This is a genomic window from Limnobacter thiooxidans, assembly GCF_036323495.1.
Lineage (GTDB): Bacteria > Pseudomonadota > Gammaproteobacteria > Burkholderiales > Burkholderiaceae_B > Limnobacter > Limnobacter thiooxidans.
In genome coordinates this window covers 2336847-2348894 of sequence record NZ_AP028947.1, presented here as the reverse complement: position 1 = coordinate 2348894, position 12048 = coordinate 2336847, and the positions used below count along the sequence as shown (strand labels likewise).

Sequence of the window (12048 nt, the reverse complement as noted above, 5' to 3'; positions counted from 1 at the left end):
GCGTCGTCAGTCGAAAAGCTGCAGGCGCGGCGCCAGTTTGTTGCGGTTCGCATTCGCAGTATTCCTGGGTTTAGTCTTGTCAGTTGAGCATGCACAGTCTCAACAATTAAATTTGACTGCTGCTCAAATCAAGGGTGCAGGCATTGTCACAGTGAAGCCCGGGTTGCTTAACCGCGCAGGCAAAGAGATGACCTTGAACGGTTCGTTCACCACTTCCCGTGCCGGTGGCGTTGCTGTCAACAGCATGGACGCTGCCACTGTTGCAGAAATACTCAAAGACAATCTGAGCGAGGTGAAGGCGGGTGAACCCCTGCTTCGATTGGCCAGCGAAGGCTGGCTTCGCTATCAGCAAGAGCATGTCCAAAACAGCACTGCGCTGAACCTGGCCCAACAAGGTATGAACCGTGACAAGGCATTATTTGAAGATGGCTTGATATCCAAGCGTCGCCTTCTTGAGGCCCAAGCCCAGTTGACCATGGCCAACACCGCGTATCAAAGCTCCCGTCAATTGCTTAAATTGATGGGTGCAGGCGGTGGAGAGATCAGCCAGATCGAGAAGACTGGTCGGATCACTGCAAACCTGGTGGTGCGTGCACCGGTGGCAGGCAGTTTGTCTGGCATGACATGGATGCTGGGGCAGCAGGTGTCTCCAGGTTCTACCTTGTTGCAGATCACAAAGCCCGGTGGGTTGGAGTTGCTGTTGAATGCTTCAGCAGAACAATCCAGCTTGATCAAATTGGGGCAAGTGGTTCGTTTCAAGGCCTGCAACGGTCAGGCAATGCCGCTGGGCACAGTGCTGGGTATTGGCAGTGAACTGACAGTCGGTAACCAAAGCATTCCGGTGCGGGTGAAGTTGAACAGCAATCCCCAGGCGCTTTCCTGTTACAAGGTAAACCAGTTTGTCAGCGCAAGCGTGGAAACAGGTGCCAGTGCAGACCTGTCTGGTTTTGATTTCAAGGTACCCGACACCGCTGTTGCTTACATCGGCAGCCAAGCCTATGTTTTTGCGAAGTCAGCCGATGGGTTCCAGGCCATTGCAGTGAATTCAAAACGCCTTTCATCCAACAGTTTTGCAATCAACGCCAATGCTGGTGCAGCCAATAAGAATATTGGCGTGTTGAAGGCTAACAGTGATCTCGCATCTAGCGGAACTGTACTTCTCAAGGGTGTTCTTCAAGGCCTCGGGGCCGAATAAGGGACACTCACAATCATGAATCGATTCATTGCAATGGCCTTGTCACAAAGGCTGTTAACAGGTTTATTTGCGCTGGTTTTGGTGTTGGCAGGTGGCTGGGCTTTTCAGGGTTTGCCAATTGATGCATTCCCGGATGTGTCAGCCACGCAGGTCAAAATTATTCTGAAAGCACCGGGTATGACACCGGAGGAAGTGGAAAGCCGCGTGACTGCCCTGGTTGAACAGGAAATGCTGGGCATTCCGGGACAAACCGTGTTGCGGTCCCAGTCGAAATACGCCTTGTCCGACATCACCATTGATTTTGTAGAAGGAACGGACATTTACTGGGCCCGCCAGCAGGTGGGTGATCGTTTGGCTGCTGCATTTGATGCTTTGCCTGGCAATGTGTCGGGTGGCCTTGCCCCAGTGACCACACCCCTGGGTGAAATGTTCATGTTCACCATTGAAGGCGATGCCTCACTGGAAGAAAAGCGCAGTTTGCTGGATTGGGTGATTCGTCCCCAGTTGCGCAATATTGTGGGTGTGGCTGATGTCAATTCGTTGGGCGGATATGTCCGTTCATTTGTGGTGCAGCCCAATTTTGCGGCACTGGGTGCTCGTGGCCTGACAGTCGATGCATTGCAAACCGCCATTGAACGCAACAACCAGAATGATGGTGCAGGTCGAATTACGAGAACAGAGGAATCCTTGCTGGTTCGAAGTGAAGGCCGTATTCGCAATGAAGCGGATCTTTCGAACCTGATCGTGGCTGAGACAAACAATGTGCTTGTGCGTGTGGGTGATGTAGCCACCGTGGTGATCGATGGCCTGTCCCGATACGGTGCAGTGACACAAAATGGGCAGGGCGAAGCGGTTGAAGGATTGGTATTGGGCTTGCGGGGCGCCAACGCCCGTTTGCTGGTTGAACAGGTTGAAAGTCGCCTGGCTGAAATTGAAAAGAGCCTGCCCAGCGGCACCACCATCAAGCCGTTTTACAACCGGGGAAATTTGGTCAACAGGGCGGTGGGCACCGTCAGCAAAGCGTTGATGGAAGCGATTGTGCTGGTGCTCGTCCTGTTGGTGGTGTTCCTGGGAAATCTTCGTTCCGCGCTGGTTGTGGCGGCCATTCTACCCTTGTCGGCATTGGGCACTTTTTTGTGCATGCGCTTGGTCGGCTTGTCTGCCAATTTGATGTCTCTCGGTGGCCTTGCAATTGCAATTGGCATGCTGGTAGATGCGGCAGTGGTGATTGTTGAAAACATCGAGGCGCGTCAGGGTTCAGGTCAGGCTGGCAATAGTCATTTCATCCACCAGATCTACAAGGCCAGTGCCGAGGTGGCTGTGCCCATCACAGCCGGCATTCTGATCATCATGACCGTGTTTCTGCCCTTGCTCACGCTGGAAGGCCTGGAAGGAAAATTGTTTGCGCCCGTGGCTTTGACCATTGTTTTTGCTCTGGGTTGTTCGCTGCTGTTGTCACTGACCGTGATTCCTGTGCTGTGCAGCATTGCCTTGAAACAGGGGCATCATCACACACCACGCCTGGTGGTGTGGCTTGAATCCCGTTTTGACCGGTTTTTGGGTCAGGTCCTTGGGCGCAGCAAACTGGTTTACATCGGTTCATTGCTGTCGCTGGTTTTGGCCGTGTTGTCTCTTGGTGTTGTTGGAAAGTCTTTCATTCCCACGCTGGATGAGGGAGACATCATCATGCAGGTTGAGAAGCTGCCCTCGATTTCTCTGGGCGAATCTGTGGCCATTGATCTAAGGCTTCAGAAAGCCATTCTTGAAGCTGTTCCTGAGGTGGAGCGCATTGTTGCCCGGGTGGGTTCAGACGAGTTGGGGCTTGACCCCATGGGTCTGAATGAAACGGACACCTTTATGGTGCTGAAGCCCGCTGAGGAATGGCGTTTCAAGACGAAGGCTGAGCTCATCGATTCAATCCGTGACGCGGTAGCCGGTGTGCCAGGTATTAACGTGGGCTTCACACAACCGATTGAAATGCGCACCAGCGAAATGCTGTCGGGTGTGCGTGGTGATTTGGCCGTGAAGCTGTTCGGACCTGATTTGAACACCTTGAATGAACTGGCTGAAAAAACCGTGCAGTTGCTGGAGCAGATTCCGGGTTCGGAAGACGTTCAAACCAGCCAGGCTGACGGGGTTGAATACCTCCAGGTTCACCTGGACGCCAACACGGCTGGACTTGCAGGATTCGACATCATGGGGGTTCAGAACCTGTTGCGCCAAATGGTCGAGGGCGTGCGGGCTGGCGAAGTTCAAGAGGGTATTCGGCGTTCTCCAATTCTTGTGCGCTCTGCAAACCCGAGTGAAAGCAATCTGGCGCAAGTGCAGTTGCCCAATGACAAGGGCCAACTGGTGCCCCTGACCAGTATTGCCACTTTAAGTTCAAGCGCCGGACCGGTCAGGATTGATCGAGAAAATGCGTCACGGATGACAGTGGTGAGGTCGAATGTGCGTGGTCGAGATCTGGTTGGTTTTGTGGAAGAAGCAAAAGCCAGATTCGCCAGCGAAGTGGCCCTGCCGGCAGGCTACCGCGTGACCTGGGGCGGCCAGTTTGAAAACCAGCAGCGCGCGTCGGCCCGCCTGTTGACGGTGGTACCCATTTCCCTTGGACTGATTTTGTTGATCCTGTTTTTTACCTTGGGCAATGTGCGCCAATCGGTGCTGGTGATCAGCAACATACCTTTTGCCATGGTGGGTGGTGTGTTTGGCCTGACCCTGAGCGGTGAATACCTGTCAGTTCCAGCAGCCGTTGGTTTCATTGCGCTGATGGGCATCGCAGTGCTCAATGGACTGGTGCTTTTAACCGAGTTCAATAACCTGATCAACGAAGGCATGGACATCAATGACGTGGTTCGCAAAGGCACGGTACGACGCCTTCGCCCAGTGTTGATGACAGCAAGCATCGCTGCGCTGGGTTTGATTCCGCTGCTGTTTGCCACAGGCCCAGGGTCTGAAATTCAAAAGCCATTGGCCATTGTTGTCATTGGCGGCTTGGTCAGCTCTACCTTGTTGACTCTGATCCTGATGCCCACGCTTTTCAAGCGTTTTGGGCTTAACAGCAACACTTTGTCCGAGGTGTCTCAATGAATATCAATAACACGCAACATCTGGTTTATCTGAACTTGCAATTGCCAGTGCGTGAACTGGACTGGTTGCTTGCTGCGTTGATGGCCTTGCTTGCCGATGACGAGCGGCTCTGGGTTTCCCAGGAAAGTGAATATGGAAGCAAGGCCCAACTACATTCCTCATTTGAAAAAGTGGTTGGCCGTGCCCGCACGGCGTCTATTCGGCTGTTGTGCCCAGTGCCCCGTTCACACCAAATTCTGGAAGGGTTAATGGTGAAAGACAAGCCCATGGGCATTCAGTGGCAAATCCAGCCCTTGATGCAAACCGGCGAATTCTGAAGGACCTGACCCATGAGACTTTTATTGATTGAAGACGATCCATTGATCGGCAAAGCCACCCAGCGATTTCTGGCCAGTGAAGGTTATGCCGTCGACTGGGTCGTTAACGGCGCAGACGCGCTGCTGTCTGTTCGTACCCACCAATATGGCACCATCCTTCTCGATCTTGGCCTTCCTGACATGGATGGTCAGGAGGTGCTTGCAAAAATCAGGAGAACAGGCGTTTCCACCCCGGTGCTGGTTTTGACTGCACGGGAAGCCGTGTCGGATCGGATCTATAACCTGGATAGCGGTGCCGATGATTTCATTATCAAACCTTTTGACCTGCCTGAGGTGTGCGCAAGAATTCGAGTGGCTGTGCGTCGAGCACAGGGCAGGGCAGAAGAGCGTTTGCAAGTGGGTGATGTGTTTCTTGTGCCTTCACGCCGAATTGCTGTGGTCAACGAAAAAGACATTCCCCTGACCAGCAAGGAATACATGATTCTTTACACACTGATGAGCAGCAGCGGGCAGGTATTCAACCGAGGCCAACTGGAGGAAGCACTGTATGGCTGGGGGGAAGAAATCGACAGCAATTCCATTGAAGTTCATATCCATAACCTGCGCAAAAAACTGGGCAAGAAAATCATTGAGACAGTTCACGGTGTAGGTTACAGAACTGGCACAGGGTGCAGCGTATGAATCGCGTTTTACAGGCAGGTTGGTCGCTGAGGCAGCGACTCACCGTCATGCTGTTCTCATTGGTCTTGATGTTGTGGGGTCTGAGTGCGGCAGTGATTTACTTTCAGGCGGAAAAAGAAAGCCAGGAGTTGTTTGACATGGCCATTTCTGAAACTGCCAGTTTGCTGCTGTTCATTTCCGAACACGAACTGCTGGAAGTTGGCAATGCAGATGTGGCTGGACAAGACTATGTGGAGTCGCCCGTTCACAAGCAGTATTTGTCGTTTCAGCTTTGGGACAGCGAGGGAAACCTGCGTTATCGAAGTGCCAATGCACCCCGTACGCCATTGGCCCCATTGGATGTTGAGGGCTTTGGATGGCAAAACACCGATGGGGAAATTACACGCACATTCAATCTTCTGGATCGCAACAAGATACTGCGCATCATCGTTGCCGAACCGTTGACACACCGACAGGAAATTTCAGCCCATTTTTTTCTGGGCCTGCTCCTGTTCAGTGTTATCTTGTTGCCCCTTGGTTATCTTGGGGTTCGGCTGATTGTGACCAAGGCCTTTGGGCCCGTCAAACGTTGTGTGGATCAAGTGGATACCCTGGATACAAAAAACCTGAATCGGGTGGAAATCGACGATGTGCCATTGGAAATTGAGCCGCTTCTGCAAGCCCTCAATTCTGCGATTGAACGCATTCAGGCGGGGGTTGCCCGTGAAAAGCGTTTCACTGCGGATGCCGCACATGAGTTGAGAACACCACTTGCTGGTGTCAAGGCCAATATCCAGTTGCTACAAAAACTGACTGCGCCCCAACAGGCGATGGAAAGCGAGGTGATGGTGGACACCCTGGAGGGGGTGGATCGCTGTTCCCGCATGATCAACCAGTTGCTTGCCTTGTCGAAATCAGATGGCATGGCTGCACGATCTGCACCGATGGAAAAGCTGGACATCCAGAACACAGTGATAGATGTTTTTTCACTGGAACGTGCACATGCAGAATTCAGAAAGGTGTCACTGTCATTCAATGACAGTTCGGCGGATCAACAGAATTGTTCCCTGGCCTCTGTGTTACTCAAGGGTTATCCCACAGCGATTGAGTTGTTGATTCGGAACCTGGTGAACAATGCGATTACCTACAATGTGCCGGGCGGTGAAGTTCAGGTCACAGTGGCCTGCCTGTCTACAGCAGTTGATCCAGAAAAGGCCAGAGTTCGCATCTCGGTGATGGACAACGGCCCGGGCATTCCTGCTGATCAACGGGCGCTGATATTCAATCGATTCTTTCGGGCCAGGCCCAATCAAACCAAGGGCTCTGGTCTCGGACTTTCCATTTGCAAGGAAGTGGCCGAACTGCACGGCACATCGATTGTGGTGTGCGAAGGAATTGGTGGTCAAGGTGTGGGATTTGCCTTTGAGCTGGAAGGTGTATGGACTGAACCATCAACCGCCAATATGAAATCTCCAATTTAAGTAGACCAATGTCATGACTCGCACGACTGTTTCCCGATTCTTTTACGTCAGTATTCTTTTCACTCTGGTACATGGGGTCTCGTTCGCGCAGGCAAGCAGCCGCATACCTCAGGAGCTCACAGCGCACGAGCTCACAATGCGCGATGCGTTTCAATCTGCACTCTTACTCAGTCCAGAGATTAAGGCGGCACAGTACAGGATTCAATCGCTGACCTCTCGCCGAGAGGCGGCCAGTTCGCTGACTTCGCAGCCCCTCACAGTGGAGGGTGCATATCGCACGGACTCACTTCACAATGACCAGGGACTGCGGGAACTGACACTGGGTGTATCTGCACCGGTCTGGAACTGGAATGAAAAGTCGTCCACGCAGACCGTTCGCGATGCTGAAATTCAGGAAGCGCAATTGCAGCTTGAGCAAACGAAACTCGAAATTGCCGGACAGGTTCGCCAGCTGGTGTGGGATCTTCAGGCTGCGCAGGTGGATGTTGATATTGCCAAGCTTCGTTTCGCTTCAGTCAGTGATCTACTTGCCAGCGTGAACAAGCGGGTCAATGCGGGTGAGCTTGCTGAAACCGACTTGATGCAAGCGCGTGTGTTGCTGTCGCAAGCCGAAGCTGAGCAGGCGCGAGCAATGGGCTTGCTTGAACAGGCAAAGGCCAGTTACTTTGCAGGCGTTGGTTTGCAAGCAAGCACAGTCGAGAAGTATTTGCCGGAAAATGCAACAATCTCTGAAGGTGTGAAGGTTGCCGATCACCCAAGCCTGAAACTCGCGCAAGCACAACTTGTTCTCAACCAGTCTCAAAAGAAGCTTACAGCCACACAGTCCAGACCCAATCCGGAAATCGGGTTGGCATTGATTTCGGAGCGGGCAGCTTTTTTCAGTGGGCAAGACAAGTCGCTGGTACTCTCAACGAGAATTCCGTTGGGTAGTTCATCTGAATACAAAAGCCGTGTGCTGGAAGCTCAAGCCAACGAAACGGCAGCAAACGCGCGGCTGCTGAACACACAACGCAATTTGGGCTCAAGAAGCCGGCTTGCAGAAAGCGAGCTTGAATTGTTTTCCCGGCTGAGACTTGCCGCCACAGCACAAGCCAATCTGTCCCAGAAAGTGTACGAGCTGCATAAAAAAGCATTTGAATTGGGCGAAACCGATCTGGCCACATTGATTCGGCTGGAACAGACCGCAGTCGAAGCAAACCGTTTGAACAGCAAGGCGACAATCGAGTATGCCGCCAAGGTATCTGCCTACCGACAGGCCATGGGACTTTTGCCTTGAAATCCTGATCTTCAATTGTTTAAGGATCTCTTAATTTTTACCCGGCATTCTGCCGATTCGTTGAACCTCTCTGGAATCAAAAATGAATCGACAATTGCCAATCTCTCTTGCTGTGGCCTTCTCCAGCAGTCTTGTTCTTGCAGCCTGCGGCGGCGGTGGGGGCTCCAGCACTGCCGCCAACGGTACTAACACGAGCCCAGCTTCAACCCAATTGCTGGGTCCAGTCCAAGGCTTGGGATCGGTGGTTGTGAACGGTGTGCGCATGTCCACCTTGGGCTCATCGGTGACTGATGAAGATGGCCATACCTTTCCGCAGAGTAAATTGGGTCTTGGGCAGGTGGTCCTGGTGGCGGGCGATACCAATCCAGATGGTCTGACAGGCACGGCCACTCAAATCAATCTGGTTCGCGAGTTCTCAGGCCCTGTTCAATCTGTTGGCGCAAATACTTTCTCTTTGTTGGGTCAGAATTTTTCAGTCGACACCACAACCGTGTTTAAAACCGAATCGTCTTCCGTTCCCGGCAGTCTGGCTCAAATTCTGGCTGGTGATTATGTCGAGGTGTATGCCGTACGTCAGTCCGATGGTCAATATCTGGCCACGCTGGTGGAAGAGCAAAGCGGAAAGGCCTCGCTGGAATCCGGTATTGAAGGCCGTGGCTTGGTCGGTAATCTCAACACCACAGCAAAAACATTCACCATTGGTGACCTGACAGTGAACTACGCCAATGTCATGGTGCAAGGCACCTTGGCCAATGGCGTGGCAGTTCGCTTCAAGGCCACACAAGATCCGGTTTATGCCATGAACGGTACTGCCACAATTGTAGCCAACTCGGTTCAGGTCAAGGGTATACAGAACAAGCTCAATACCCGCACAGACCAGGTTGAAGTAACCGGCTTTGTGGAATCCGATGCAGGCGATCAGAACCCTGCAACATTCACGCTCGCCGGCTTGACGATTGATGTGTCTGCAGCTCGCTATGAAGGTTTAACCACACTGGCTGTGGGCAATCGCGTTGAAGTGAAAGGTGTGTTGAGCAACGGTGTGCTAATGGCCACCAAGGTGGAAACCGAAGAGGCACGGGAAAGCAGCAGGGGTGGGCGTTACGAGTTTTATGGCGTTGCGGGCAATGGAGCCTATTCAGGCAATTCCAACACGCTGACATTCACTATCCAGGGACAAAGCGTGGTGTTTTCCCGCGCGATCAACCAGGGCACAACCAATGTGTGCGGTATTTCGACCATGGGCTCAACGCCTTATGTAGAAGTCAAGGGTGTGTTGAGCAACGGCGTGATTCAGGCCAGCAAGATCGAGTGCAAGTCGGCCAATCGAAACGACGGTGACGACAATGATAAGGATTTCTCCGGAAACCGTTTCGAGATGGAAGGCGTGGTCTCCAACTACAACAGCGCAGCCCAGGAGTTCACATTGAACGGCACACGGGTTTCTGTTCAGAACACGCGTTTTAAAGACGGAAATCTGTCGCAGTTGAGCAATGGTGACCGTGTCGAAGTAAAGGGTGCGCTGGATGCCAATCAGGTGTTTCAGGCTTCCGAGCTTGAATTTGAGGATTAAGGATAAGTCACTTGAATACCCGTGTGTTGTTTACGCAATACCGGGTGTTCTGACATCTGGACGTAGTTTGCTTTACAAGGTATCAAAATGAAGTTGAATTCACTGGGGGCGTGGGTCACGCCCAATCAGCGCCTCGTTTTACTGGTTTCTGTTTTCATCATGCTCACTGGAAACATCACGTTTTTGGAACGTGTTGCCGGCATATATTCTCTCGAACAAGGTCATTGGGCTTTTTTGCTCTCGGTATTCTGCCTGTTCACTGCTGCCACGGCATTCCTGTTGAATCTGGTGGCGTACAGCACCTTCACAGCGCCTGTTCTTGCCGTGTTTCTGCTGATATCCAGCGCCACAGCCTATTTCATGGACAAGTACGGCACGGTGTTGAATGATGAAATGTTGATCAACATGCTTCAGACCAATATGTCAGAGGCGGGTGATCTACTCAGTTTAAGCATGGTCTTGCGCCTTGCGTTCCTGGGGTTGATTCCTGCCATCTTGCTGATTCGATTCAAACCCCGTTCGCTGGGGCATGCGGCAGAACTAAGAGGAATGCTATTCTCTGGTGTGTTGCTTGTTCTTTTCATGGCGGCGTGTATTGCCCCATTCACCTCCAGCTATGCCAGTTTTTTCCGTGAGCACAAAACCGTTCGGTTTTATGCCAACCCCACTTATGTCACTTATTCTGCGGTCAGTTTGGCGGGGAGAATGTTCAAGGACCAAGGCGAGAAAATCATTTCTCCTGTGGCCACAGATGCAAAGCCCACCGAGATACTTGAAAGTGAAGAACACAGAGAACTGATTATTCTGGTTGTGGGTGAAACAGCTCGCGCAGACCGTTTTTCATTGAATGGTTATCCGCGACAGACCAACCCGAATCTTGAAAAAGAAGAACTCATCAGCCTAAAAAATGTCTCCTCGTGCGGCACCTCCACTGCGGTGTCAGTGCCCTGCATGTTCTCAAATTTGACCGAAACCCATTTTTCGATTGAAAAATCCGGCACTTTGGAAAATTCGCTGGACGTTCTGAAAAGAAATGGTGTTGAAGTGCTGTGGCGAGACAACAATTCAGACAGCAAGGGTGTGGCGCTTCGGGTGGACTACGAGGATTTCCGCAGCAGTGCAAAAAACCCGATTTGCGACGAAGAATGCCGTGATGTGGGCATGCTGCATGATCTGGAAAACTACATCAACAGCAGGCCAGGCAAAGACCTTCTGATTGTGCTCCACCAAATGGGAAATCACGGCCCTGCGTACTACAAGCGTTACCCCAAGGAGTTTGAGCATTTCAAGCCGGTGTGTAAAACCAATGAATTGTCCAAGTGCAGCCAGGAAGAGATCGACAACGCTTATGACAACGCCATTCGGTACACCGATTATTTCTTGAGTCAGGTGATCGGGCTTTTGAAGCGTTACGACAAATCTCATGAAACCGCCATGCTGTATGTCAGCGACCATGGTGAATCGCTTGGCGAATATGGGATGTACCTGCATGGTGCCCCCAAGGCCTTTGCACCCAAAGCACAGACGCATGTTGCATCGGTGGTCTGGTTTGGTTCCCAGTTTGACTACACGCTTTCAGACTTGCGTCCTTACGAGAAAGACCAGTTGACACACGATGCACTGTTCTGCACCTTGTTGCTGGCCTATGAACTGGATACCAGTACCTGCATGCAAAGTCGCAAGGTGATCGAGCAAAGTCACAATGATGCGATGGTGTCCAGCAGGGAGAAGCTCAAGCCTTGATGTTGTACACCTTTCTGCAGATCAAGGCGACTCCCCAACAAACCCAGGCGGTTGCCAGCACGTGGCTCAGGAAATGAGCCCCTTTCATGATTTGAACGCCACTGGCCAACAGCCCTGCCGATAACAGCAGCATGCCAATCCATCTCCGGCGATTGGCCAGCCAGGGCAAAGGGCTGTAAAGCAACACAATCCACATGAATGCTGTTGAGGCATGCCCGCTGGGAAAACATTTTCCCGGCCCGGCGTTGCCGAAATTCCCCGTGTCTTCAAAAAGCCGGTGGTAATCAGCCGTTCCACCATATTGGGCAAGGTCCCAAGGGCAGCTGTGTGCCGATCCTGATTTCAACAAACTAACCGCCAAGGCAGCCAGCAGGCTGACCACAAGAATATGTGCAATTTCCAGACGAACAGCGCCTTTGGATTTTGGAAGCAATGCGACTATCAGCAGCCCAAGCCAAAGCGCGGCAGTCAACCAACGCATGCCTTCATGAAAGATCAAGGTCACCAAGCGGTTTTGTTTGATGGGAAAAGAATTCGATTGAGTATCGAAAAAGATTTGGCTTAATTGGGTGTCCCAGTCGCTATAACGATTCAGCCAGACAATCAGCAGCCCAAACAGGAGCCAGCTTGCCCATTGGACCGGGGAGATACTATTTTTTTGCATCAGATCTGGAGGGACAAAAAATTTTGCCCGTTTTCAAAAGTTAATTCAGCCT

9 protein-coding genes are annotated in these 12048 nt (G+C 52.0%); 8 read left to right on the top strand and 1 reads right to left on the bottom strand.

What is annotated here, in order from left to right; all coding sequences use genetic code 11:
- The first annotated feature begins 112 nt into the window (after nt 1-112).
- From RGQ30_RS10685 to RGQ30_RS10650, 8 genes are all read left to right on the top strand, one after another.
- Nucleotides 113-1195: an efflux RND transporter periplasmic adaptor subunit gene (locus RGQ30_RS10685; RefSeq protein WP_130555931.1), complete on the top strand. Its 1083-nt coding sequence runs from the start codon at nt 113-115 to the stop codon at nt 1193-1195.
- 12 nt (nt 1196-1207) lie between these two features.
- A complete protein-coding gene (locus RGQ30_RS10680; RefSeq protein ID WP_130555932.1) occupies nt 1208-4282 on the top strand; it encodes an efflux RND transporter permease subunit in 3075 nt (1024 codons plus the stop codon).
- Nucleotides 4279-4599, top strand: coding sequence for a DUF3240 family protein (locus RGQ30_RS10675; protein ID WP_130555933.1), 321 nt, complete (start codon nt 4279-4281; stop codon nt 4597-4599). The genes RGQ30_RS10680 and RGQ30_RS10675 overlap by 4 nt, the downstream gene beginning before the upstream one ends.
- Nucleotides 4600-4611: 12 nt before the next feature.
- Nucleotides 4612-5280: a response regulator gene (locus RGQ30_RS10670; RefSeq protein ID WP_130555934.1), complete on the top strand. Its 669-nt coding sequence runs from the start codon at nt 4612-4614 to the stop codon at nt 5278-5280.
- Nucleotides 5277-6740, top strand: a complete 1464-nt coding sequence (locus RGQ30_RS10665) for an ATP-binding protein (RefSeq protein WP_130555935.1) — start codon at nt 5277-5279, stop codon at nt 6738-6740. Before RGQ30_RS10670 ends, RGQ30_RS10665 begins: the two co-directional genes overlap by 4 nt.
- Before the next feature lie 136 nt (nt 6741-6876).
- Nucleotides 6877-8016 (top strand): TolC family protein, encoded by a 1140-nt coding sequence (locus RGQ30_RS10660; RefSeq protein WP_338284394.1) that lies wholly within the window; start codon nt 6877-6879, stop codon nt 8014-8016.
- An 82-nt stretch (nt 8017-8098) separates the two neighbouring features.
- Nucleotides 8099-9589 carry a DUF5666 domain-containing protein gene (locus RGQ30_RS10655; protein ID WP_130555937.1) on the top strand — a complete coding sequence of 497 codons (1491 nt, stop codon included), beginning with the start codon at nt 8099-8101 and terminating at the stop codon, nt 9587-9589.
- 87 nt (nt 9590-9676) lie between these two features.
- Entirely contained in the window at nt 9677-11332 is a 1656-nt protein-coding gene (locus RGQ30_RS10650; RefSeq protein ID WP_130555938.1) for a phosphoethanolamine transferase, read from the top strand.
- Here the strand turns inward: RGQ30_RS10650 and RGQ30_RS10645 are convergent.
- Complete coding sequence (locus RGQ30_RS10645; RefSeq protein ID WP_130555939.1) at nt 11322-11996, bottom strand: phosphatase PAP2 family protein; 675 nt, start codon at nt 11994-11996, stop codon at nt 11322-11324. The two genes, RGQ30_RS10650 and RGQ30_RS10645, sit on opposite strands and share 11 nt — an antisense overlap.
- Between the last annotated feature and the right edge of the window lie 52 nt (nt 11997-12048).

Excerpts from the sequence above, each read along its gene's own strand:
- RGQ30_RS10660 (WP_338284394.1), top strand. The coding sequence starts at position 6,877 with ATGCGCGATGCGTTTCAATCTGCACTCTTACTCAGTCCAGAGATTAAG.
- RGQ30_RS10670 (WP_130555934.1), top strand. The coding sequence starts at position 4,612 with ATGAGACTTTTATTGATTGAAGACGATCCATTGATCGGCAAAGCCACC.
- RGQ30_RS10675 (WP_130555933.1), top strand. The coding sequence starts at position 4,279 with ATGAATATCAATAACACGCAACATCTGGTTTATCTGAACTTGCAATTG.
- RGQ30_RS10650 (WP_130555938.1), top strand. The coding sequence starts at position 9,677 with ATGAAGTTGAATTCACTGGGGGCGTGGGTCACGCCCAATCAGCGCCTC.
- RGQ30_RS10645 (WP_130555939.1), bottom strand. The coding sequence starts at position 11,996 with ATGCAAAAAAATAGTATCTCCCCGGTCCAATGGGCAAGCTGGCTCCTG.
- RGQ30_RS10665 (WP_130555935.1), top strand. The coding sequence starts at position 5,277 with ATGAATCGCGTTTTACAGGCAGGTTGGTCGCTGAGGCAGCGACTCACC.
- RGQ30_RS10655 (WP_130555937.1), top strand. The coding sequence starts at position 8,099 with ATGAATCGACAATTGCCAATCTCTCTTGCTGTGGCCTTCTCCAGCAGT.